The organism is Acinetobacter sp. PC34 (assembly GCF_051789135.1).
Lineage (GTDB): Bacteria > Pseudomonadota > Gammaproteobacteria > Pseudomonadales > Moraxellaceae > Acinetobacter > Acinetobacter johnsonii.
Window position 1 is genome coordinate 2,365,329 of record NZ_CP196664.1, and the last position, 22,855, is coordinate 2,388,183.

Annotated in this window: 22 protein-coding genes and 2 tRNA genes; 9 read left to right on the forward strand and 15 right to left on the reverse strand. The window is 39.3% G+C overall.

What is annotated here, in order from left to right:
- Positions 1-16: 16 nt before the first annotated feature.
- Positions 17-625 carry a hypothetical protein gene (locus ACSC9N_RS11570; RefSeq protein ID WP_094149083.1) on the reverse strand — a complete coding sequence of 203 codons (609 nt, stop codon included), beginning with the start codon at positions 623-625 and terminating at the stop codon, positions 17-19.
- Between the two features lie 1,100 nt (positions 626-1,725).
- Here ACSC9N_RS11570 and ACSC9N_RS11575 point away from each other — a divergent pair.
- Both ACSC9N_RS11575 and ACSC9N_RS11580 read left to right on the forward strand, forming a co-directional pair.
- Positions 1,726-2,067, forward strand: a complete 342-nt coding sequence (locus tag ACSC9N_RS11575; RefSeq protein ID WP_094148771.1) for a hypothetical protein — start codon at positions 1,726-1,728, stop codon at positions 2,065-2,067.
- Entirely contained in the window at positions 2,054-2,902 is an 849-nt protein-coding gene (locus ACSC9N_RS11580) for a hypothetical protein (RefSeq protein ID WP_094148770.1), read from the forward strand. Before ACSC9N_RS11575 ends, ACSC9N_RS11580 begins: the two co-directional genes overlap by 14 nt.
- Positions 2,903-2,961: 59 nt before the next feature.
- On the opposite strand, the gene ACSC9N_RS11585 is transcribed toward ACSC9N_RS11580, so the two are convergent.
- A complete protein-coding gene (locus ACSC9N_RS11585; protein WP_151836865.1) occupies positions 2,962-3,912 on the reverse strand; it encodes a MobA/MobL family protein in 951 nt (316 codons plus the stop codon).
- A gap of 629 nt (positions 3,913-4,541) precedes the next feature.
- Here ACSC9N_RS11585 and ACSC9N_RS11590 point away from each other — a divergent pair.
- Together ACSC9N_RS11590 and ACSC9N_RS11595 are read left to right on the forward strand one after the other, a co-directional pair.
- Positions 4,542-5,240 (forward strand): hypothetical protein, encoded by a 699-nt coding sequence (locus ACSC9N_RS11590; RefSeq protein WP_131230054.1) that lies wholly within the window; start codon positions 4,542-4,544, stop codon positions 5,238-5,240.
- A 323-nt stretch (positions 5,241-5,563) separates the two neighbouring features.
- A complete protein-coding gene (locus ACSC9N_RS11595) occupies positions 5,564-5,779 on the forward strand; it encodes a hypothetical protein (RefSeq protein WP_094148767.1) in 216 nt (71 codons plus the stop codon).
- Positions 5,780-6,032: 253 nt separating this feature from the next.
- Here ACSC9N_RS11595 and groL read toward each other — a convergent pair whose 3' ends face one another.
- From groL to ACSC9N_RS11615, 4 genes are all read right to left on the reverse strand, one after another.
- Positions 6,033-7,667 carry a chaperonin GroEL gene (gene groL, locus ACSC9N_RS11600; RefSeq protein ID WP_004694331.1) on the reverse strand — a complete coding sequence of 545 codons (1,635 nt, stop codon included), beginning with the start codon at positions 7,665-7,667 and terminating at the stop codon, positions 6,033-6,035.
- A gap of 67 nt (positions 7,668-7,734) precedes the next feature.
- Positions 7,735-8,025, reverse strand: a complete 291-nt coding sequence (locus ACSC9N_RS11605) for a co-chaperone GroES (RefSeq protein ID WP_010326285.1) — start codon at positions 8,023-8,025, stop codon at positions 7,735-7,737.
- A 212-nt stretch (positions 8,026-8,237) separates the two neighbouring features.
- A complete protein-coding gene (locus ACSC9N_RS11610; protein ID WP_010326284.1) occupies positions 8,238-8,996 on the reverse strand; it encodes a metallophosphoesterase family protein in 759 nt (252 codons plus the stop codon).
- A complete protein-coding gene (locus ACSC9N_RS11615; protein ID WP_010326283.1) occupies positions 8,993-9,916 on the reverse strand; it encodes a diacylglycerol/lipid kinase family protein in 924 nt (307 codons plus the stop codon). Before ACSC9N_RS11615 ends, ACSC9N_RS11610 begins: the two co-directional genes overlap by 4 nt.
- A gap of 415 nt (positions 9,917-10,331) precedes the next feature.
- On the opposite strand from ACSC9N_RS11615, the gene ACSC9N_RS11620 reads away from it, so the two are divergent.
- Positions 10,332-12,164 carry a phosphoenolpyruvate carboxykinase (GTP) gene (locus tag ACSC9N_RS11620; protein WP_010326282.1) on the forward strand — a complete coding sequence of 611 codons (1,833 nt, stop codon included), beginning with the start codon at positions 10,332-10,334 and terminating at the stop codon, positions 12,162-12,164.
- A 468-nt stretch (positions 12,165-12,632) separates the two neighbouring features.
- Here ACSC9N_RS11620 and glpD read toward each other — a convergent pair whose 3' ends face one another.
- Positions 12,633-14,150, reverse strand: a complete 1,518-nt coding sequence (gene glpD / locus ACSC9N_RS11625) for a glycerol-3-phosphate dehydrogenase (protein ID WP_010326281.1) — start codon at positions 14,148-14,150, stop codon at positions 12,633-12,635.
- Between the two features lie 537 nt (positions 14,151-14,687).
- Here glpD and ACSC9N_RS11630 point away from each other — a divergent pair.
- Together ACSC9N_RS11630 and ACSC9N_RS11635 are read left to right on the forward strand one after the other, a co-directional pair.
- Complete coding sequence (locus tag ACSC9N_RS11630; RefSeq protein WP_058952087.1) at positions 14,688-16,007, forward strand: MFS transporter; 1,320 nt, start codon at positions 14,688-14,690, stop codon at positions 16,005-16,007.
- Positions 16,008-16,179: 172 nt separating this feature from the next.
- A complete protein-coding gene (locus ACSC9N_RS11635) occupies positions 16,180-16,608 on the forward strand; it encodes a hypothetical protein (protein WP_058869220.1) in 429 nt (142 codons plus the stop codon).
- 25 nt (positions 16,609-16,633) lie between these two features.
- Here ACSC9N_RS11635 and ACSC9N_RS11640 read toward each other — a convergent pair whose 3' ends face one another.
- Entirely contained in the window at positions 16,634-17,320 is a 687-nt protein-coding gene (locus ACSC9N_RS11640) for a class I SAM-dependent methyltransferase (RefSeq protein WP_058952088.1), read from the reverse strand.
- Between the two features lie 272 nt (positions 17,321-17,592).
- Positions 17,593-18,441, reverse strand: a complete 849-nt coding sequence (gene folD / locus ACSC9N_RS11645) for a bifunctional methylenetetrahydrofolate dehydrogenase/methenyltetrahydrofolate cyclohydrolase FolD (RefSeq protein WP_058952089.1) — start codon at positions 18,439-18,441, stop codon at positions 17,593-17,595.
- A 152-nt stretch (positions 18,442-18,593) separates the two neighbouring features.
- On the opposite strand from folD, the gene ACSC9N_RS11650 reads away from it, so the two are divergent.
- Positions 18,594-18,667: transfer RNA gene (locus tag ACSC9N_RS11650), tRNA-Cys, on the forward strand.
- Positions 18,668-18,677: 10 nt separating this feature from the next.
- Positions 18,678-18,763, forward strand: a tRNA-Leu gene (locus ACSC9N_RS11655).
- A gap of 138 nt (positions 18,764-18,901) precedes the next feature.
- Here ACSC9N_RS11655 and ACSC9N_RS11660 read toward each other — a convergent pair.
- From ACSC9N_RS11660 to ACSC9N_RS11685, 6 genes are all read right to left on the reverse strand, one after another.
- Positions 18,902-19,807, reverse strand: coding sequence for a helix-turn-helix transcriptional regulator (locus tag ACSC9N_RS11660; RefSeq protein ID WP_058952090.1), 906 nt, complete (start codon positions 19,805-19,807; stop codon positions 18,902-18,904).
- Positions 19,808-19,953: 146 nt separating this feature from the next.
- Positions 19,954-20,184 carry a hypothetical protein gene (locus ACSC9N_RS11665; RefSeq protein WP_371746419.1) on the reverse strand — a complete coding sequence of 77 codons (231 nt, stop codon included), beginning with the start codon at positions 20,182-20,184 and terminating at the stop codon, positions 19,954-19,956.
- A 202-nt stretch (positions 20,185-20,386) separates the two neighbouring features.
- Complete coding sequence (locus tag ACSC9N_RS11670) at positions 20,387-21,379, reverse strand: NAD(P)H-quinone oxidoreductase (protein WP_058952091.1); 993 nt, start codon at positions 21,377-21,379, stop codon at positions 20,387-20,389.
- Between the two features lie 220 nt (positions 21,380-21,599).
- Positions 21,600-21,860, reverse strand: a complete 261-nt coding sequence (locus tag ACSC9N_RS11675) for a DUF2798 domain-containing protein (protein ID WP_004694355.1) — start codon at positions 21,858-21,860, stop codon at positions 21,600-21,602.
- A gap of 22 nt (positions 21,861-21,882) precedes the next feature.
- Complete coding sequence (locus ACSC9N_RS11680) at positions 21,883-22,191, reverse strand: DUF3861 domain-containing protein (protein WP_010326274.1); 309 nt, start codon at positions 22,189-22,191, stop codon at positions 21,883-21,885.
- 9 nt (positions 22,192-22,200) lie between these two features.
- Positions 22,201-22,722 (reverse strand): PadR family transcriptional regulator, encoded by a 522-nt coding sequence (locus ACSC9N_RS11685; RefSeq protein ID WP_010326273.1) that lies wholly within the window; start codon positions 22,720-22,722, stop codon positions 22,201-22,203.
- Positions 22,723-22,855 lie beyond the last annotated feature (133 nt).

Sequence of the window (22,855 nt, forward strand, 5' to 3'; positions counted from 1 at the left end):
CTCTTATTCTTGGTTTTTATTGGTAATGATCAGCCGACAGCAGTTGACGAATTTCACTGGCCATTTTTGGGCTACGCCAAGGAAACAACACTTTGAGGCAGTAATGCGGTTTGAATTGATCTCGTGTTCCAATATTGACTTGGTATTCTCTTTTGACTGGGCTGCGATGTTCGTGATGGTGGATATGCGTTCCCGTCATCAGATTGCTGGTGACTGTGCTGGTATAAGAGACTTTGTCTTCAACTAAGTTGAAGTGGCCGACTGAGGTAATATAGTCAAATGGGTATTTCACTAAACGCTGTTCAGGTTCATCAAACAGAATGATGGTTTTATGCTGACTGTTAATCCAGACCCCACGATTGTGATAATTAAACTGTTCACCTTGGCGGGTCAGTTGCTCCGTCATACCTGCAAAGTAGGTATTGCCATATTCATAGAAGTAATAGGTGATCACAAACCACAACAGCCAGATGCCAAAGAATAGAGAGCCAAACCAGCCAAAGGAAAAGACTTTGGCCATAATTAAAAAAATGACGATCGGCACGACAATGCACTTTACAAAGACTTTAGATTTTGGTGGGCGATTTTCGATTGGAATGATTTTTGGTTGAGTGAATTCAGACATCATTGTTCCCCGCATGTTCAATGCAATTGACAATCACAAGGGGATATAAAAATAAGTATTTTTTATAGGCGTGATTGAGCCATCCACCTTAGAGATTGTTCGTGTAAAAATGTTTTTTAATACAGCTTAAAAATTAAAATCAGTGCTGTATGCCCTGTTGAAGGAAACAACAAGGTTGAACGGGTGCGGAGGCACAATAAAGAATAGATGGGTACAGCATGAGAAGCTCCTTGAATCTTAAGAAGCTCTGCCGATTACTGCTAAATAATGGTGGCAGAGCAAAAGAGGGTTAGCAGACTGGGATCCAAGGAACCAGCACGTCAAAGACGTCCCCCTCCTGCCCTACCATAGAAAAAAAGGGGGACGAGAAGGTCCACAAAAAATAGACAGGCTATTTTCTGTGCTGGATCAACGGTCTGCTAAAACCGACTGGCAATGTAGGCCAGCGAGCTCATATTAGATTTATCCAGCGCTTTAGTCAATTTTGCGATACGATAAAATTCACATGATCGGCTTGAATAAATTCAGTTAAGTTGTTGATTTCGACCATAAGCTCAAATTAAAACCATCGATGGGCTCATTTTGATGCTATGGATCGGTCTAAAATGAACTGCTCTTCTGTAATAAAATAAATGAATAAAATGATTGAATAGATCTTCGCCAAACATTCACTTTTTTAAGTGGATCTGAAGAAAAACTCTACTTCGTCAAACGATACCTTCCTGTTCATCATAGGTAGACCCAGCCGTCAGACTTCGAAAATAACTAAAGTTTAATCAATGAATTAATGAAATGTTGCGTTTTGTAAAAATAATCAAATACAGCGTTGACAGTGCAATGGATACGCAGATAAGCTTATAGGACACAGCAAAATCTGTGTTCAGGCGTAGGAAACCTGATATCATCAGAGAGCGGTAAATAAAAGTCGCTTAGCGGCTATTTTTTTGCCTACTGTTTTAGCAGTCGTTATGGCGGCTTGACAGGACAGCTTTGTGCTGGCCGTACTCTCTGAACGGTATTTCCTACTTCTGTCGAGCTGCCACCATCACCGTAGGAAAGTGATGTTGGTAAGTATTTAAAACTTATCAGAGAAAACGACTATGAACGCTAAATTTCATTGTGCATACACTTGCACATCTAAAAAACAAGCCTCTCAACTGATTGTTGAACTTGGCAAAAGCATTTCAAATCCCCAGCGTCAAAGCTTAACCCATCTTTATCAAGCACTCGATACTGCAGACTCCATGCTGACCGAGCTTGAACATGCGCACCAAATTATTCGTCAATGCATGCGCCAGATGAATGATGAACAAATCGCTGAAGTCGCAAAACTCAATCAAAATAATCATACCCCATCGCTCTGGGCATTCCGAACCCATCAACGTCAAAACCTGATTGAACGTGCTGAGCGTCTTTTGGGAGCACGTTATGTCCAAGCATAATCAGCATATTCTGCTGGCTCCCTCGGACTACCCTTTAATTGCTTCGCCTACGCTTGCAAAAGCGTATGGCGTCGCAGCCGCGACTTTTTTACAAAAGCTGCATTACTGCTTAGAAAAAAGTGATGCTCAAGTCCACAAAGGAAAAAAGTATTGGTTTCATAGCTATGAGCAATGGCAACAAACCCTCGGGATCTATAGTGTCTCAACCATTAAACGGATCGTCGCTAAATTAAAACAGGCAGAGATTTTAGTGATTAAAAAGCTCTCAAAAAATAAATGGCTCCAAACCAACTTTTATTCAATTAACTATAAAAAGTTAAAACAATTGATCCAGCCGAATACTGAAACTCAAGCTCAACCGCAATCGTTGATGCAAACTACAAATACAACTGTTACAAAGCCTGAAAGAAGTAGAAATGCAGTTAAAGACACTCAAGCTGATACACTAACGCTGTCAATTCAACAGGCGTTTCACACTCTCAAAGATCAGACGATTACACACGAGCAGTCATTAAAAAAAGAGAAATGTTCCGTACAGTCGAAGATTGTCATTTCTGAACATACGACGGCACAAGGATTGAGTCAGCCACTCTATCCTATTGCACCACATGAAGTTTTGAAAAATATGAACCCTGATCATCGTCATTTTTATCAAGCACTGTTGCAGCAGCGCGTTGATATTCATTATGCAGATCAGCGCATCCAAAATTTACTCAAACAGCAGAAACACGTGATTCGACATATTGCCTACATCAAACAATCCTTTTGTGGTCAGGAGCGATATCAATGGCATCTACTTGAGCAATTACAAATCGACAGGTATTTAATCAAGTGAGCAAGTTCAACTTATTCAGATTGAACTTACTTATGACTCAGCCAGACAATCAAAATAAATTAGAAGTCTAAATCATTGGATTTAGGCTTCCGAGCAATATCGTTATTTTCATATTGATACTGATTTCTTTTGCACAATTCAAACTGATACTCTGCTTGATGCAATTCATATAAATTCGCTTCTCGAATCTCTTTAACTATTTTTCTAACCATTTGAATTTTTTCTTGAATATCCGGATCTTTACTATGTAAATAATGTCGAGGTATTTGCGGAACATCTTTTAAATTTGTCCCATTTTTTTGGTTATAATCTTCATTCGATAAACATGAGACCTTATTTTCAACCTGTAGTTTCACACCGTAAATTTCAATTTCTTTAACTGGTGCATATTCTTTTAAAAATTTATTTATGACATTTTCTGTGATTTTTCGATAATGATTAATTTGATGACGACCGAGTCCAATTACATCTGCTGTTAGTTTCTTGGCACCACCTCTCTCAGGATTCTTTGGACAGTGTCTTTGAAAATACAGTTCTGGTGTTCGTTCAATACCATCATAAATACTTCGCTCTGAATATAATAAATGCAAATGCGGTTGTTCGTAACGCCCATCGAGGGTTGAAACATGATTATGAATGGCAAAGCTGTAGGGCATCTGATATTGACCGCAGAATTCATCTATAAGTTGATTCGACAATTCAATACGTTGCATACAATCAAGTTCTTTCGGCAGAGCAACGGTAATATGCGTAGATGTTCGACCATTCATACTTTCATATTGATCTGCTGCATTCCAAAATACTTCGGGGCTATCAGCTGCCCAGATTGGCATATTGACTGATGCTGTATATTCAAGCTCTTCAATATCTTGTTTATGCGTTGAAAAATATAATGTTCGCGTAATGTAGTGATAACCGAGTTCTGAAGAATGTCTAAATTTGTCTCTACGCAAATTTTTATGCTGAATTTTTAGTTCTTTCACATTATGACGTAAATCAAAATAATACATATACAAATCCAATTTCAAATAATGAAAATGGAGCATATAAAATTATTCAAAAATTTTATTCGTTTGATGTAGAAAATGAAAAATAATGCGATTTTTTTATAGAAAATATATCAGCATCATAAATATACGTACTTTTAACGTGTAACACCCCCCAGTTTTAACGTGTAACACCTCCCGTTTTAACGTGTAACACCTCCCGTTTTAACGTGTAACACCGAACAAACTTTAAGCAAAAAAACATGTAACAGCCCCAATTTTTAACGTGTAACAGACGTTTGTATATTTTTTAGCCATTTCAAGTGCTTTTTCCAATACACAATAAATAATATAATTTAAATACAATAGCTTAAGAAACTAAAAGTGCTCCGCAGGGCGAGACGTAGGGTTCATTTTGATTCGCTGAAAGCGAATTGAAATGAACACGGAGACGAGATAAAAATCTTTTTTTTGCATTCGCAAAAAATGATTTTTATCTCTCATCACTAACAGAAGAACTAACAGCCAAATTAACAGGACTAACAGAGAGCAGAAAAAAAGCAGAACTTTTTTTTGAATATTTAAACTTTTCTCAAGTTTTAAAATTGACATGTGATATACATTTTTTATTTTTTTAGTGAGAAAATATCAAGATGAGTCGTACAGCATTAACAACACAAGATCACATTTATTCAATAGAATATTTTGCAATGAATAATCCCGCTTTCGAAAAAACACATTATGATGTCATTCAATTAATCGAACAAAAAAAATTAGGAGAACTTATTGATAAAGAAAAATATTTGCTCAAGAAAACCTATCAATATATAAATAGAAGAATCAAATACAATGAAACACTTACGCTTATCTTAGAAAAAGATGATCATCATATTACAAAAATAGAACGGGATATTTTAGATTACAGCTATATCAAAGAAGTTGTTCCACCAGTGCTTAAACATTATTTTTTAGCTGAAAAAATGTTAGACAATTATATGTCAAAACTACCTGACAATATAAAAATAAAAATCCATCAAAACATCTTAGACACGGATGATGCTTTAGAAAAGCAGAAAAACACTAAAAAGAGAAATAGAGAGAATCATAAAAAGTTTTTTATAGGCGGAACATTACTATCACTACTTAAATTAAATAATATTGACGATGATCCACTTGAGATATTATTTGAGATCATGAAACTCCATTTAATACATGATTATTTTGATAGAAAATCATTTAACACTGAAGAGATAAATGAATTTAATATTTCAGAAACTGGAAGAGAATTTAACAATAAAAAGAACTCAATTTTACTCAAATTAAATAATCCGTTCAAAATTTACGATGAGTAAATTTTAAAAAATTAACAGAAAAAAAGCAGTAAACGTTAATAGCCGACCGACACCATCGGTCGGCTAAGTCGTGTGCGTTTCTATAAATTAAGCACTCTTATTTTATAATAATATTTTTTAATAAACCACTTTACAAAAAACCATTTCTAATTTAATCAATACCCACCTAAACAAACTTAAGATTATTTTACTGATATAATAAATTAAAAAATAAACCTTTTTTTTGTTTTTTTAAACTTTTCTCGTCTTTTTTTATATTGATTTGATAATCTTTATTTTAAGAGTGTATCTATTAAAACCAGATAATAAAGGAGATGATTTATATGGGTGTATGCATAGATCTTACAAACACAGAAAGGCGCGTATCTACAGCTGAATTTGCTTTGAGAATGAATATCTCTGAAAAAGAACTATATGATCGAATTAAAAGCGGTCGTGTGAAAAGACCAATAAAAGATGGGCGTAAAAATTACTGGCTTAATAGTTATGTGCTTGCCTGTATTCTTCATGAGGAAGATTCCATTCTTACGCCAGATTGACGTAAATGTTGTTCTATGACTAAAAGTGCCTGATTTTTTAACATATCCACTCATCTAGTAGTCAAATTCTTAATCCATACTATGACTTCTTGAAGAAAACTAAGCATAGGACTATAAAATTAAAAAAAGGCCACAAATAAAATTTGTGACCTTTTTTGTAACAAACTCAAATGTGAGTAACACTGTGAGTAAGTTTATTTAATAAAATTTTAATTATATTAAATTACAGTAGTTTAATCAAAATATAGGCAGCTTACATCATTCCGCCCATACCACCCATGCCGCCCATATCAGGCATTGCTGGCTTGTCTTCTGGAACGTCAGTAATCATACATTCAGTTGTCAACATTAAACCTGCTACAGATGCAGCATGCTCAAGTGCAGAACGCGTTACTTTCGCAGGGTCAAGAATACCCATTTCTAGCATATCGCCATACTCAGAAGTAGCAGCGTTATAACCGAAGTTACCTTCTCCATTTTTTACCGCGTTGATCACAACTGAAGGCTCATCACCCGCATTCGCAACGATTTGACGAAGTGGTGCTTCAATTGCACGACGTAAAATGTTGATACCTACGTTTTGATCGTCATTCGCACCGTTTACGCCGTCAAGTGCAGCTGCAGCACGTACCAGTGCAACACCACCACCAGCAACCACACCTTCTTCAACAGCAGCACGTGTTGCATGAAGCGCATCGTCCACGCGGTCTTTCTTCTCTTTCATTTCAACTTCTGTCGCTGCACCAATTTTGATCACAGCTACACCGCCTGCCAATTTAGCAACACGTTCTTGAAGTTTTTCTTTGTCGTATTCAGAAGACGATTCTTCAATTTGCGCACGAATTTGAGTGACACGTTCAGCAATTTGAGCTGCGTCACCAGCACCGTCAACAATCACAGTATTTTCTTTAGATACAGTGATTTTGTGCGCAGTACCTAAGTCTTGAAGAGAAGCTTGTTCTAAAGTCATGCCGACTTCTTCAGAAATCACAGTCGCGCCCGTCAAGATTGCGATATCTTGAAGCATTGCTTTACGACGGTCACCAAAACCTGGTGCTTTAACCGCACATACTTTGATAATTCCGCGCATGTTGTTCACAACAAGTGTCGCTAACGCTTCACCTTCAACATCTTCAGCGATGATTAAAAGTGGCTTGCCTGTTTTAGCAACAGCTTCAAGTACAGTAATCAATTCACGGATGTTGCTGATTTTTTTGTCAACAAGCAAAATGAATGGGTTTTCTAATTCAGCAGTTAACGTATCTTGTTTGTTTGCAAAGTATGGGCTGATATAACCACGGTCAAATTGCATACCTTCAACAACGTCCAAAGCATCTTCAAAGCCTGAACCTTCCTCAACGGTAATTACGCCTTCTTTACCCACGCGTTCCATTGCTTGTGCAATGAGTTTACCTACAGTTTCGTCAGAGTTTGCAGAGATTGAACCCACTTGTTCAATCGCTTTGGTATCAGACGCTGGTTTAGCCGTTGCTTTAATTTCAGCAACCAATGCTTTAACTGCAAGGTCAATACCACGTTTCAAGTCCATTGGGTTCATGCCCGCAGTTACAGACTTGATGCCTTCATTTAAAATTGCTTGAGCTAGTACAGTTGCTGTTGTTGTACCGTCACCAGCAATGTCATTGGTTTTAGAAGAAACTTCACGAACCAATTGAGCGCCCATGTTCTCAAATTTGTCTTTTAGAGAGATTTCTTTCGCAACCGTTACACCATCTTTAGTGATGTGCGGCGCACCGAAAGAACGGTCGATCACAACGTTACGGCCTTTAGGACCTAAAGTTACTTTTACAGCATCTGCAAGCACGTTTACGCCTGCAATCATTTTAGAACGAGCTGAATCACCAAATTTTACGTCTTTAGCTGACATACTAAACTCCAAATATTCTTAAATTTTAATCAATTGTATTGCTTAAACAGCAAATGAACGTTCTGAATTAACCTTCAAGAACCGCTAAAATATCAGACTCTTTCATCACAAGAAGTTCTTCGCCTTCAACTTTAACTTTAGTGCCTGCATATGCACCAAACAGTACATTGTCGCCCACTTTTACGTCTAAAGCACGAACGCCATTGTCTGTAATTTTGCCATTGCCTACTGCAATGATTTCACCTTGAGCTGGCTGTTCAGCAGCAGAAGTACTCAAAATTAAACCACCTGCAGTTTTAGTTTCCTTTTCTACGCGGCGAATCACAACGTTGTCATGTAAAGGACGAATTTTGCTCATTTCTTGCTCCATAGACATTTTTAAAATGCCGTTGTTTACGATGTGAAGATGACTTCTTATTCCTAGGTCATCAACAAAATTTTGATATGACACTTTTGTGGGGATGGAATAAAACGCTTCAAGGGCAAACACAAAATATTTTTATATTTTTGCGCTCTTTTTAAGCAAACCTCATCAAAGTTTAGACACTCAATTCAATCTGACGTATTTCGCTACATCAACTCGAAGCGATTGGTTGCAGCGTTAAAGCTCAAATGTTGTACATCAGCATTCGGCAAAATAATATTCAAGCTATTGGGCAAGCCCGCATGTAAACGATAAGACGTTGCCGTTCCCGCATGAATATCCAGCACAGGATGAGATACCCCAAGTTGATAAATCTGGTTCAAATCATAAACGGCAGCGTGGTGTAAATGCCCATGTAAGAGTCCATTTAAACCATGTTGGCTCCATTGCTCCAACGCAATACGACCAAGCATTGGACAGTCTTTCACACCATGACTATGGTCTGGCGGAGTATAAAAAGGCTGATGTGCGGCGATCAGTTTAATTTTGTGTGCAGGTGCTTGCTGCAACTTCAGGTCAATCTCTTGAATTTGGTTCAGTGAAATATGCCCTCGCGTGTGGTAACGCCGACGAATACTATTCACCCCAATGACATAAAAGTGTTCAGTTTCCAACGTGTTTTCCATCCCCCCAAAAAACAGTTGATAACGTGCAAAGGGGCTGAAAAAACGATTCCACACATGGTACAGCGGAATATCATGATTCCCTGGCACCACCAAATACGGCAGCTTTAAACTGTCTAAAAACTGCCGACAAGCATAAAACTGAATAAACCGTGCACGTTGGGTCAAGTCCCCACTGACCACCACTGCTTCAAAAGGGTGTTCCTCACATAACTGACGAATGGCCTGCAAACAGACTTCGCGTTCGGTCCCAAAATGTAAATCCGACAAATGTAAAATCATGCGGGAACCATGACATTCAGCGCATGCTTACGTACTGTAATTTTCAGCGGTGGTGTCATCGTGACAATTTCTCCATCTACCGCAACCGTGAGCTTATTGCGCTTTGAATGAACAATCACTTCATCTGCTGCAAAGCTATAGACATCGGAAGCCTGATCCAAATTGCCTTTAATCAGCTGCCATAAGGTCTTGAACAAAGTCCGCTTATCACTTTTTGCTACTACCACGCCCGCCACTTTGCCTGCTTCCGCCGCCTTGGCAATACGTAGTTTCATTTCAGCCAGTTGAAGTTGGTTATTGCCAAAGAAAATCAATGGCGTTTTCACTGGATAGCGCTGTCCATCAACTTCCACTTCAAGTTTTAACTCTTTTCGGTCGCGGATGAGAACATCCAATGCCGAAGTATACGCATGCAATGGAAAACGTCCAAAATGCTTATTAAACTGTTCTCTTTTTTGAATAAATAAAGGATAAAGCCCTAAACTGGCATTGTTCAGATATATATGTTGATTCAACTGTGCCACATGTACAGAACGTGGCTGCCCTTCACTAATGGCTTTGGCTGCATCTAATAAATCCAACGGAATATTCAGCACTCGCGCAACATAGTTAAAGGTACCTAGCGGCAAGATCCCCATGGGAATATCCGTTCCCATCAATTTAGATGCAACAGCATTTAAAGTGCCATCGCCACCTGCAGCAACCACGACCCCTACATTCTCCGCTTGACGATGACGTAGTAAAATATCTTGCATCATCTGATCAAAGTTGATGCACTCACTTAACTCAAATGACTGTATTTCAAAACCCGCAGTACTCAGATCTGCTACCAACTGTTCATACACTTCATCTTTATTTGCGGCATGAAAACCTGATTTTTTATTATAAATAAGTGATAAAGGTTTGAGTTGCTCTGACATTTTGCACCTAAACTTGAAGTAATTGCTCTATTTTTGTCCAAATATTCAACACTTAACAGTTTTGTTATGTAAAATTCAAATGACTACCATTTATTTAATCAATAATAAATCTCAATCACAAAATAAATGCAAGCATATGATTTTAATACTAATATCTTAAATGAATAATCCTCATAAATATAATAAATACACAAAATAAAAGCAAGAAATCTAACCAAACTATTGTTTTTTAATAATTAAAATGAAGCAACTCCATCGAGCTGTTCATAATTTAGATACGCCTTTGGTCTTATTTTTTTTATCAAATTATGCTTTAATACAGCCACTTTTTTTTCATCTTTTCATCTCTGCAGTAAATTTTATTGCTGAGATTGTACTTTGTACAAACGTGTACATATTTGAGATAGGCCTCACCATGACCCAAGTGAACGCACCAGAATTCGTTCGTCACCCTAAGCTTATTGCGTGGGTGGAAGAAATTGCAAAATTAACAAAACCAGCGAAAATTGAATGGTGTGACGGCAGCGAAGAAGAATATCAACGTTATATCAACTTGATGATCGCTAACGGCACAATGCAAGCGCTTAACCAAGAAACGCATCCTGGTTCTTATCTTGCTAATTCTGATCCTTCTGACGTTGCTCGTGTTGAAGGTCGTACTTACATCTGCTCTGAAAAACAAGAAGATGCTGGTGCAACAAACAACTGGGAAGAGCCTGCTGAAATGCGTGCCCGCCTAAATGGTTTGTTTGACGGTTCAATGGCAGGTCGTACTTTATATGTAGTACCGTTCTCTATGGGCCCATTGGGTTCTCATATTGCGCACATTGGTATCGAATTAACTGACTCTCCATATGTAGCAGTTAGCATGTCTAAAATGGCTCGCATGGGTAAAGCTGTTTATGACGTTCTTGGTACAGACGGTGAATTTATTCCTTGCGTACATACTGTTGGTGCGCCGCTTGCTAATGGCGAAAAAGATGTTGCATGGCCTTGCAACCCTGAAAAATACATCGTGCATTATCCAGAAACACGTGAAATCTGGTCTTACGGTTCTGGTTACGGCGGTAACGCATTACTAGGTAAAAAATGCTTAGCTTTACGTATTGCGTCTTCTATGGGTCGTCAACAAGGTTGGTTAGCAGAACACATGCTGATCCTTGGTGTGACTAATCCTCAAGGCGAAAAACACTACATCGCAGCGGCATTCCCTTCTGCTTGTGGTAAAACAAACTTCGCAATGTTGATTCCACCAGCAGGCTACGAAGGTTGGAAAATTGAAACTGTAGGTGACGATATTGCTTGGATCAAACCAGGTGAAGACGGTCGCTTATACGCAATCAACCCAGAAGCAGGTTTCTTCGGTGTAGCGCCTGGTACCAATACCAAGACCAACCCGAACTGTATGGCTACACTTCACAAAGACGTGATCTATACCAACGTTGCGGTAACTGACAATGGTGAAGTATGGTGGGAAGGTCTAACTAAAGAAGCACCTGCTAACCTGACCAACTGGAAAGGTCAACCTCACACTGGCGCAGAAAAAGCGGCTCATCCAAATGCGCGCTTCACTGTTTCAGCTGGTCAATGTCCTTCTATTGATGCTGACTGGGAAAATCCAGCCGGTGTTCCAATTTCAGCGTTCATCTTTGGTGGTCGCCGTGCGGACACAGTGCCTCTAATTTCAGAAGCATTTGACTGGGTAGATGGTGTTTACAAAGCTGCAACTATGGGCTCTGAAACAACTGCTGCGGCCGTAGGCCAACAAGGTATTGTTCGTCGTGACCCATTCGCAATGCTTCCATTTGCTGGTTACAACATGGCGGATTACTTCTCTCACTGGTTAGAGCTTGGTGAAGAAGTTGCAGCGAAAGCTAAAGCTGCGGGCAACAAACTTCCGGGCATCTACAATGTGAACTGGTTCCGTCGTGATGCTGAAGGCAACTTCGTATGGCCTGGTTTCGGTCAAAACATGCGTGTTCTTGAATGGATCATTGACCGTTGTGAAGGCCGTGCTGATGCAGTTGAAACACCAATTGGTTTAGTTCCAACGTATGAACAGTTGAACTGGACAGGTTCTGACTTCACTAAAGCCCAGTTTGACCTTGTGACTTCTCAAGACAAAGATCAATGGATCAAAGAGCTTGAAAGCCACACTGAACTATTCGACAAACTTGGTGAACGCCTACCAGCTGCACTTAAAGCTCGTCAAAACGAACTTTTAGATGCTGTTAAGCAATCTGCTTAATCTTTAAATTAAGCCAAAAAAAAGACCGCATAAGCGGTCTTTTTTTAATCTATTTATAATTTTAAAACTATATAAGTCAACAAAATTTATCCAGCCAATCGCGACTAAAATAAGTAGCAACAACTCAGCCAGCACTTCATGTTTACTCGATCAAAGCCCCCTCCGATTCAACTCAATTTTGAAATCAAAAGCTCAGCAAAGTCGCCAAGAGCACTTATGGCAGCGTAGTTGAACTCTATCCGCGTCTTGCTGAACGTGCACAATCAAGTCGGTGTTACGTCGTCATTGACTACAATGCCAGCCAACGCTTTGGCGTATTGTCCGTCCAGTCGTTTGGGGAACGGCTGTAAAATGGAAGACACCTGTAGACTGTAAACAGCTCGGCGGTATCAAAGTTTAAATCTAAAAAAGCCGCAATAGCGGCTTTTTTAATAGAACGGAATGAAATGTAACCTGACACAATCAATACTATGCAGCATCCTCTTGCAGACGACGCAGGTGTAAATCCTGCAAGTAGAGGTCTAAAGCTTGGGTTTCTAGTGCATCAAATTTTAAATACAGCTTAGTCCGGCGTTTTAAAATATCTTCACTGCTGATGGCCCACTCACGTTTCACCACATAATCCACTTCTTGCTGATACAAACCATGGCCAAAAGACTGCCCTAAAGTTTGTACATCTTTGTTCTCACTGAGCATATGCCACACTCGACTACCATAACTGTTTGCCCAACGATGCGCTGTTTGAAAATCCAGTCCTTTGATTTCATGCATCAACTCTGCACATAAAACCTCAACTGAACTAAAACCTTCCGCACCTGGGAGTTTTGCCTCAGCCGTCCATTCCGCCTTCATGTGTGGAAAATAACGTTTTAGCTGTAGCAAAGCCGCTTCCGCCAACTTTCGATAAGTCGTTAACTTTCCACCATAAACAGATAATAATGGTGCTTCATCCGCAACAGGTTTAGATATCGCCAGTACATAATCACGTGTCACTTTAGAGGCTTGTGTACTTGCATCATCATACAATGCCCTTACACCTGCAAAGCTTGAGATTACATCTTCTTGCTGTAATTGAAGCTTGAAATGGTCATTAATCACATCAATCAAATAAGCAGTTTCCTGCTCGGTGATATGGACATGATTTGCATCCCCCTCAAACTCTACGTCCGTGGTACCAATCAGGCTGTATTCATCTAAATAAGGAATTACAAACACAATGCGTTGATCATCATTTTGTAGAATAAACGCATGCGGTTCCGGGTATAAACGCTTCACAATAATATGACTGCCCTGAACCAATCGAATGCCTGCCTTTGGGGTTTTGGACAGTTGCTGTTGAATAAAATCCGTGACCCATGCACCCGTTGCATTAACCAAAGTTCGAGCTTTAATTTGGTAATGTTGTTTTTGATGCTCTAAGGTTAGACACCACACACCCTCCTGCTGAACCGCAGAAACACATCGTGTTTGTGTCCGAATTTGAGCTCCCAGCTCATGCGCTTGAATTGCATTAACTACCACCAAACGAGCATCATCCACAGTACAGTCCGAATATTCAAAACCACGCTTAATGGTGTCTTTTAACGGGCTATCGACATTAAAATGAACAAGCTCCGAGCCCTCTAATGTTTCTCGTTTTGCCAAATAGTCATAGATAAACAAGCCTGAACGAATCAACCACGCAGGACGCAAATAAGGTAAATGCGGCATAATAAAACGCATAGGATGGATCAAATGTGGGGCTTTTTTTAACAGTACTTCACGCTCTAATAGCGCTTCACGCACCAAACGAAATTCTTTTTGTTCGAGATAACGCAATCCACCATGAATGAGCTTGCTACTGGCTGAAGACGTATGACTAGCTAAGTCATCTTTTTCGCAGACGAAAACACTTAAACCGCGCCCTACAGCGTCATTTGCAATGCCCACCCCATTGATGCCCGCGCCCACAACGGCAATATCATAAATGGCATCTGTGTCTTGCATATTCACCTCTCTCATTGAGTTATTGTGTTATTTTTGTTCTTCACGCTAAACTTAACATCAAAATCCAACCTTGTCATACTCCAAAGCCATTCAGATCAGAGGAAATTCGTTATTCTAAATAAATTAATAACTGCATCTATTTTTACAATTTAATTTTTAATTTTGACTATTCAGTGAAAAATCGACTAATTTCCAAGCTAAAAAACACTTTCTTTTCTAAAAATCAACATTCACCATAAAATAAAAAAGCCCTATAACCCCTTGTATTTTAATTGACTATTCACACATTAAAAAATCACAAGAGTTTGTTTTGAATAAGTAAAATGATAATTTCCCATTAAAATAAAGATATTCATTAGAAAAACTTAACAGCATATAAATCATACCAACATTTAGACTAAAGTCGAATGAAGTCCAAGGATAAGGGGCGTATAACGAAACAGAATTTTTTGTTTAATCTTAAAATATATTGTTTTAACTTTTTCTACTTAAAAAGTTAAAAGATGTATTTTCCGAACTTCTCTTTGGGAAATTTTTGTGACTGATCTATCTCCCCAAACTGCTCCAGTAAGCATCGATAAAAAGACCCGCTTAAAATCGATTCTCGGTGGTTCAGCTGGCAACTTAGTTGAATGGTATGACTGGTATGTCTATGCCGCATTTACCTTATATTTCGCGCCACAGTTTTTCCCTGAAGGGGATGACACGGTAAAACTGTTACAAGCTGCTGCCGTCTTTGCACTGGGCTTCCTGATGCGTCCTATTGGCGCGTGGATCATGGGCATTTATGCAGATCGTAAAGGACGTAAATCAGGTCTTACCCTCTCTGTATCTTTAATGTGTGTAGGATCTTTGATTATTGCCTGTGCACCCACCTATGCCAGTGTGGGTATGCTCGCACCTGCCTTATTGCTCTTTGCCCGTTTATTGCAAGGTTTAAGTGTTGGTGGAGAGTACGGTTCAAGCGCAACCTATTTAACGGAAATGGCTGGGAAAAACCATCGTGGTTTCTTCTCTAGTTTTCAGTATGTGACTCTCATTTCAGGTCAGCTCTTGGCGCTGTGTGTGTTGATCATTTTACAACGCACCATGAGCGAAGCACAGTTATCTGAATGGGGATGGCGTATTCCCTTCTTCATTGGTGCTGTACTTGCCATTGTGGTGTTCTGGATTCGTCGTGGTTTGGTTGAAACCCAATCCTCAAAAGATGCACAGGAACAAGCTAAAAATGGTGGCCCAAAATCTAGCGCACTTGCTTTATTTACCAAATATCCAAAGCAAGCGTTCACCGTAATTATGCTGACTGCAGGTGGAACACTGGCATTCAATACCTTTACCACGTATTTACAAAAATACTTAGTCAACACCTCAGGTTTTGAGAAAACCACAGCAACAGAGATCACCACAGCTGCAATCTTTGTCTTCATGCTATTGCAACCTGTGGTGGGTGCACTGTCTGATAAAATTGGTCGTAAACCAATTATGATCACTTTTGGTGTATTGGGTGTACTGTTCACGATTCCAATTTTCAACGGTCTTGGTTCAACCAACAGTCCAACAACCGCATTCATGCTATGTATGAGCGGTATGGTAATTGTAACGGGTTATACCGCAATTAATGCCGTAGTCAAAGCAGAGCTCTTTCCAGCACATATTCGTGCACTAGGGGTTGCCCTGCCTTATGCGATTGCCAATACTATCTTTGGTGGTACAGCAGAACTTGTGGCGTTGAGCTTTAAAAATGCAGGACATGAAAACTACTTCTTTTACTACATCACCTTCATGATTGGCTTATCTCTACTGACTTACATCTTTATGAAAGACACCAAAAAGCACAGCATGATTACCGATCATTGATGCTTAAATTGACTGTGTAAGTTAATAAGCTAAACATAAAAAATGCCTTCTCGAATAAAGGCATTTTTTATGTTTGATCAATTTTTTTGCCGAAACTTGATCGATTGAAATATCGTGAATTACACCTGTGTATGGCATACTAAGAACAAGAATAATGTTAGGAACTTTTTATATGAAAAATACGTATAAACTTTTAGGCTTAAGCTGTATCGTTTTAGCAGTATCTGCATGTCAAAGCACACCTCGCCAGTACAATGGCAATGTTGGCTATCAAATTGAACATCAATCAGCGTCGAGTGCTACCCTTGCTTATACGCTTGCTGCTCGTAAAAATCAGCAACTCGATGAAAATAAATTACAACGTGCTTGCCAAAAAGTTTTAGGTTCACAAAAGAATTATAAATTGGCGATTTTAAGTATTAATGAAATTCCTAATACTGCAGCAGATGTTCCCGAATATGGACGCCAAATTGGTCAAACTCGTGCCACTTTTGGCTTAAGCAATACACCTGACTTACACCAAGGTGAAAACTTTGCAACACGCGAGTCACTTGAAGCACGACCAAGCACACTACATGTTGTACGCTATACGTGCTCTTAAGACCTTCTGATATATAAAAAAGGGCTTAGTGCCCTTTTTGAACATTCAACGTTCGATAAAAACTCACATTGCGAAACTCTAGTGACTCATCTAGATCTGGCCAAGTTGTGGCACTACGCTCATCAAGCTTTATGTATTGCGGATGACTAAAATTTTTAACACGACTATCTGCCACCCAAACCTCAGGTGCAAACTTTAAAAACTCATCTAAAAAGAAACGATTACATTGGTCATATAAAACATCGGCAGCCAATAGAATATCGACCTGTTCAGATTGATATAAGTCATCCAAATACTCTAGCTCTACGTTATTGAGTTCCGCATTGGCACGGCAAGCATCTAAACTAACTGCATCAATATCGCAACAAATCACACGTTTTGCGCCCGCCATTTTGGCTGCAATCGCCACCACACCTGAACCTGCACCAAAATCCAACACCACCTTATCTTTGACATGATGAGGCTCTGCCAGTAACCACTGCGCCATGGCTAGACCTGAAGCCCAACAAAAGATCCAATATGGCGTTTCATTCCAAATACGACGAATGATTTCATCATCCAGTTTATCGGTTGGAAATACTGGAGGAATGAGCCACAGTGAAATGGATGTCTCAGGAAGTTGCTGAGCTAAAAGCTCACAATTTGGAATCACCTCATGCAAGGCTTTTAGTAAATGTTTAGGTGCTTGAGGAAATTGGAAAGTACAGCTCATGGACATTTTATATTTGTAGAATTTTTTAATAAACGCACGACGGAGTCTTACACATTAAGACGCATGATATGCATAACCTTCGGTTCGACCTACTTTTGTTTCGACAAAAGTAGGCAAAACCATTGCCATTTGCTGAACTCGACTGAAATCATCATTTATTTAATGCTTCGCAGAAACATTTTTATCGAATTTGGTCCGGCCTCGAACAGCAGCAAATGACGATGTCACGACTCCAACACCAACATAAAACTGATTTTAGAGTCTTATAAAAATTAACCTAAAGCTTTTTCAGCAGCTTCAACTGTTTGACGAATTAGTGTCGTAATCGTCATTGGGCCAACACCACCTGGAACAGGTGTGTACGCAGAAGCCACTTCTTCAATACCGACCAATTGAATGTCGCCTACACCACCACCATCACGTGGATGGAAACCAGCATCAACAACCACTGCACCTTGTTTGATCCAATCTTTTTGAATCAATTCCGCCTTACCAACCGCGCCCACGATAATATCGGCTTGTTTCACAAAGTCAGCTAAGTTCTGAGTACGTGAGTGGCAGATCGTTACGGTCGCATTGGCTTGAAGTAACATCGCAGCCATTGGCTTACCCAAAATTGCAGAACGTCCTACAACAACAGCATGCTTTCCAGCAATTTCGATATTGTTTTCTTGCAAAATAGTCATAATACCTGCAGGTGTCGCAGAACCATATGCTGCTTCACCCATGGCCATACGACCAAAACCAAGACACGTTACGCCATCCACATCTTTTGCAAGAGAAATTGCATCAAAACATGCACGCTCATCAATTTGTTCAGGCACTGGATGTTGAAGCAAAATACCGTGAACATCAGGATTTGCATTCAGTTTTTCAATTTCTGCCAACAATTGTTCAGTGGTGGTCTCTTTTGGAAGTTCAACTTTAAGTGAGTCCATACCAACACGACGGCAGGCATTTCCTTTCATACGTACATAAGTTGCAGATGCACCATCGTCACCCACCAAAATAGTCGCAAGAATTGGGGTACGACCTGATTTTGCTTTGAGCGCTTCAACGCGAGTTAACAAGTCAGCTTCAATTTTTTTTGCCAATGCACGACCATCTAAAACTAATGCCACGGCACATCTCCAAGTGTTGATATGAATCAATTTTGCACATAATACATGATAATTTTAAATATTTTTCGCTATATGCTGTTTTTATGCGCATACGAATGAAAGCGCTATTGTTTTTTTTTCAGAGCTTGCTAATATACGCATCAACAAGACGCGGCGGGGTGGCAGAGTGGTCATGCAGCGGACTGCAACTCCGTGGACGCCGGTTCGATTCCGACCTCCGCCTCCATCTTGTTAAAGCCCGAGTGGTGAAATCGGTAGACACAGGGGATTTAAAATCCCCCGCCCACAAAGCGTGCCAGTTCGAGTCTGGCCTCGGGCACCATTCTTATACTTCTAAGTATGGTGCATATAAAGAACCCAGCGTTAAGCTGGTTTTTTTATGCCTACAGAAAAAGCATAATGCAATGCACAAAAAAAGAGAGCACATTGACTCTCTTAAAAATAATATCTCATTCGTTTATCACGATAAGGGTGGTAATAAGTAATGTTGCAGATCTTGTTCTAATTTTTCTTGAAAATGAGCTGGCTCAATAATTTTAATGTATGGAATCCAATAACGTACCAAAGGTAAAAGTTGCATTTCATGGCAAATTTGACAATCAATTAATAAACCACCCGATGCATCTTCTAGTACAATTTGTTGCTCTGGCAATAACAGACGTTGCTTAAAATATAAAGCAACTTCAGGTCGCACCGATATTTTGACCGTTTGCTTATGCTTTGCAAACCAAATCCCCTCACTAAGCTCTAATTGGGTCAAAACTTCTAAATGGTGCTCGAAAAGCTCCGACTCATGTACAACCACTTGATCTATTTTACTTAAACGATAAGCACGTAATTCATCAACTACAGCTGCAGCCAAATACCAACTTCCCTGATGATGAATTAAACGATACGGGTCAACATGGCGCAAACGATCATTATAAATAAAACTGATTTTTTGACGCTTATGAATCGCGCCCGCAAAAACCTGAAAATGTTCAGCAAATTGCTGTGCATTTTCATAATAATAACCTTTGGCAGAGAACACTTGATTCGCACGCTCATCAAGCAGGCCACGTAGAAAAGACATATCTAGAGATGGATAGAGCTCACTGATCCCAGAAAGCTGCGCAAAGTTCTGAATGTCTTGTAGCTTAAAGCGCCCAAGATAAACAGGATCTAAAAAGTACTTCTTGGTATATTCATCTTGAAGTAAAGGTAAATACGTATTGAGACGATCAAAATCTCGCTCTATTGTCCGAGTACTCACCTGAAATTCATGTGCTAGTTCTGCAACCCCCAATTGATACCCAGTATTTAATTTAGTCAAAATATTTGCTAAACGCTCCGCAAGGCGTTCATGTGTTGAAGCTTTACGCTTCATATTGCCCTCGCTGCACAATCAATGTTGTGTCTTTATTTATAGTTAAATGCCTAAGCATTATATTCAATATAAATCACTGAATAATATTAAGTAAAAGACAAACAGTCAACTTTCAAGCTATGTCATGTTTTTATCAAAAAAAGCGCTCAATGTTTGTTAGATTTCCTCTTCTTTACAGCGGTTTTCTGATGCGCTAATCGCTCTATATAGCGTTCAAAATGAATTAAGGCTTTATACAACTTATGTAACTCATCAGGTAAAACACTATTATAGATAACCGCCTTATGCAAGCGCTTGAGCGCACGGAAACCATGTGCATGTGTATATGATGTCGATAAAATTTTCATGACAACCCTCTTTTCTGTTTTATTTTTCATTTAAAACCACGTAAATTTGTCAGGTTTAAATTTAGTTGCAAATTTACACCACAGTTTTGACAGGTTGTGTCGAACAGTTATCTTTTTTTAATCTTTGTTAAATTATTTTCTATTTTCAGTACATTATTTTTATTTTTTGGAAAAATTTTAGGCAAAAAAAAGCTGACACTAGGTCAGCTCTATTTTTTATACTATAGAAATATTACAAAATTTTTACCACAATTTTACCCACGTGCTCACCCGTATCCATGCACGCATGTGCTGCTTGAATCTGATCGAAATCAAAAGTTTGATAAATCATTGGCAAGCACTCACCTTTGGCCCATAGCGGTGCTACATGATTTTGTAAACCTTGTGCAATCTCAGCCTTCTCAGCCGTATTTCGTGCACGCATGGTCGAACCTGTGATGGTTAAGCGCTTCATCATAATTTGCCCCAACTTAACCTCTTTGGCTTTTGCCCCACCCAAAAAGGCAATATAAACCAAACGTCCATCGCGGCGAAGCAAGTTCAAATTCTTTTCCAAATACGGTGCACCCACCATATCTAAAATCAAATCAACACCAGCATTTTCCGTTCTCTCATTGATCTCGTGTTCAAAGTCTTGGGTTTTATAATTGATGGCATCTGTTAAATTTGCAATGGCTTGTACTTTTTCATCGCTGCCAACGGTTGCAAAGGTTTTAATGCCCAATGCTTTACATAGCATGAGTGCCGTGGTGCCAATACCACTGGTTCCGCCATGCACCAACACCACTTCCCCTGCTTTGGCTTTACCCATTTGGAACACATTTGCCCAAACCGTGAAAAAAGTTTCAGGAATAGCCGCCGCTTCCACAAAGCTTACATTTTCTGGAATATGTAAAGTTTGACTTTGTGGAACCACGCAATACTCTGCATAACCACCACCATTGGTCAAACCACAAACTTTATCGCCTAATTTAAACTGTGTAACTTCAGCTCCAATTGCAACGACCTCACCTGCAACCTCAAGTCCTGGCACTTGCGTTACCCCAGCCGGCATTGGATATAAACCCTGACGCTGTAAAATATCTGGACGGTTAATACCAAACGCATGAACCTTAACCAAGACCTCGTCTGCTTTTGCTTCAGGGATAGTCACTGTTTCATATGCCAGCTTATCCACACCACCCGGCTCTGTAATAATGACCTGTTGCATCGTTGTTTGTGACATGATTTATTCCTAACTCTTGCGATATTTTTCAAGTTTCATAGACCTATTTGATCATAGAAATAAATTGAAATGAAGAACACCGTACTTATGTATAGTGTGAAGACTATTTTGCTGCGTGATAGCGCTGATCATTGATAAAAAAAGCAAGCTGGGACCGCTCTCGACATCCCTCTCAAACATTACTTAGAACGATTCGGGCCAAATGAAAAGCACAGGTATGTCAGTTGCGTGGCTGATCAGGCAAAGATACAAACTGCATTAGAAATTTACGAACCAAAGGTAAAAATACCATAATCAGAGGAAATGCAATCAACCAAGATAAGCTCCAGCTTTTGAGCCAAAGATGGAAGAAATTATGCACTAGGCCTTTATTTAGCAGTAAGTTAAAACCAGAAATAGAACCACTCATCAGGCCGGAAAGCAATAAAGGCATTAACCAATTTAAATGTTTGATATGAATTTTGGGGAGCGTGTTGAACATAATCGACCTGAGTAAATAAAAATTAGCTTTGGCTTTGCGTTTTAACGGTTTGTTTTAAAGCTTTCATAAACTGCCCTAAATGTGGCATAAAGTCTTTAAAGAGTGGAAGGTTTTTATGCTCCAGTATCACCTCACTAAAAAGCTTTAAACCAACAGCAAATGATTTCGCTGCTTCATCATCCAGCATTTGACTGTTTTGAATCACCTGTAACACTTTAAAAATATCGTCGTGGTTATAGCTGTTAAAACTCAAAGTATCGGTATAGGTCGACGGGTTGCCTTGAGCATCTGCAATGTGTTTGAGGGTGACTTCATAAGCATGTTGTTTCATTCTGTTTTCCTAGAGACGTGCAATATTCACCGCTGCTTGATCAATTTGTTCTGCAATAACACGAATTTGTTCAGCGCTCAGCTCACTGTGTTGTATCTTGAGCTTTAAGGAAGCTTTGAGGTTTTCCATCGCACGTTTAATGTCAAGATATTGTTCATTATTTTGAATTTGTTTACGCGTATCAAAACGAGATAAGATCTTTTCCACACTTGCTTGCTCAACCTCAAGATGCTTCAAACCCAAGGCCGTTATACGGTATTGCTTGCGCTCAGCATCATCTAACGCGACCTGAACAAACTGCTGCTCTTCCAAATAATTCAAGGTTGGATAGATCGTTCCTGCACTTGGGCAATAGCCCCCTCCCACAATTTCACCCACTTCTTTAATAAGGTCATAGCCATATTTAGGCGCGAATGAAATGAGATGTAAGGCTAAAAGTTTCATCTGACCCGCTTCAAATAGGCGCTGTTTACGTAACACTGGTGCTGTCTCTAAATCAGCAAAGGGTTCAACTTTTTGTGCTTTAGACATAAAAAGATACATCTTTAAATTATTAAGATATATCTTAAATAATTTTTTAATGATTGCAACCTCAAGCCCTGAAATAGAACATCAAAATTTAAGATCGAATGGATAAACGTGAAGGATTACTTGATATTTTTAG

Excerpts from the sequence above, each read along its gene's own strand:
- ACSC9N_RS11670 (WP_058952091.1), bottom strand. The coding sequence starts at position 21,379 with ATGTCACAAACAACGATGCAACAGGTCATTATTACAGAGCCGGGTGGT.
- ACSC9N_RS11575 (WP_094148771.1), top strand. The coding sequence starts at position 1,726 with ATGAACGCTAAATTTCATTGTGCATACACTTGCACATCTAAAAAACAA.
- ACSC9N_RS11580 (WP_094148770.1), top strand. The coding sequence starts at position 2,054 with ATGTCCAAGCATAATCAGCATATTCTGCTGGCTCCCTCGGACTACCCT.
- glpD (WP_010326281.1), bottom strand. The coding sequence starts at position 14,150 with ATGCAAGACACAGATGCCATTTATGATATTGCCGTTGTGGGCGCGGGC.
- ACSC9N_RS11685 (WP_010326273.1), bottom strand. The coding sequence starts at position 22,722 with ATGTCTAAAGCACAAAAAGTTGAACCCTTTGCTGATTTAGAGACAGCA.
- ACSC9N_RS11595 (WP_094148767.1), top strand. The coding sequence starts at position 5,564 with ATGGGTGTATGCATAGATCTTACAAACACAGAAAGGCGCGTATCTACA.
- ACSC9N_RS11570 (WP_094149083.1), bottom strand. The coding sequence starts at position 625 with ATGTCTGAATTCACTCAACCAAAAATCATTCCAATCGAAAATCGCCCA.
- ACSC9N_RS11610 (WP_010326284.1), bottom strand. The coding sequence starts at position 8,996 with ATGATTTTACATTTGTCGGATTTACATTTTGGGACCGAACGCGAAGTC.
- ACSC9N_RS11620 (WP_010326282.1), top strand. The coding sequence starts at position 10,332 with ATGACCCAAGTGAACGCACCAGAATTCGTTCGTCACCCTAAGCTTATT.
- ACSC9N_RS11590 (WP_131230054.1), top strand. The coding sequence starts at position 4,542 with ATGAGTCGTACAGCATTAACAACACAAGATCACATTTATTCAATAGAA.
- ACSC9N_RS11585 (WP_151836865.1), bottom strand. The coding sequence starts at position 3,912 with ATGTATTATTTTGATTTACGTCATAATGTGAAAGAACTAAAAATTCAG.
- ACSC9N_RS11680 (WP_010326274.1), bottom strand. The coding sequence starts at position 22,191 with ATGAAACAACATGCTTATGAAGTCACCCTCAAACACATTGCAGATGCT.
- ACSC9N_RS11665 (WP_371746419.1), bottom strand. The coding sequence starts at position 20,184 with ATGAAAAATAAAACAGAAAAGAGGGTTGTCATGAAAATTTTATCGACA.
- ACSC9N_RS11640 (WP_058952088.1), bottom strand. The coding sequence starts at position 17,320 with ATGAGCTGTACTTTCCAATTTCCTCAAGCACCTAAACATTTACTAAAA.
- ACSC9N_RS11605 (WP_010326285.1), bottom strand. The coding sequence starts at position 8,025 with ATGAGCAAAATTCGTCCTTTACATGACAACGTTGTGATTCGCCGCGTA.
- groL (WP_004694331.1), bottom strand. The coding sequence starts at position 7,667 with ATGTCAGCTAAAGACGTAAAATTTGGTGATTCAGCTCGTTCTAAAATG.
- ACSC9N_RS11675 (WP_004694355.1), bottom strand. The coding sequence starts at position 21,860 with ATGTTCAACACGCTCCCCAAAATTCATATCAAACATTTAAATTGGTTA.
- ACSC9N_RS11635 (WP_058869220.1), top strand. The coding sequence starts at position 16,180 with ATGAAAAATACGTATAAACTTTTAGGCTTAAGCTGTATCGTTTTAGCA.
- ACSC9N_RS11615 (WP_010326283.1), bottom strand. The coding sequence starts at position 9,916 with ATGTCAGAGCAACTCAAACCTTTATCACTTATTTATAATAAAAAATCA.
- ACSC9N_RS11660 (WP_058952090.1), bottom strand. The coding sequence starts at position 19,807 with ATGAAGCGTAAAGCTTCAACACATGAACGCCTTGCGGAGCGTTTAGCA.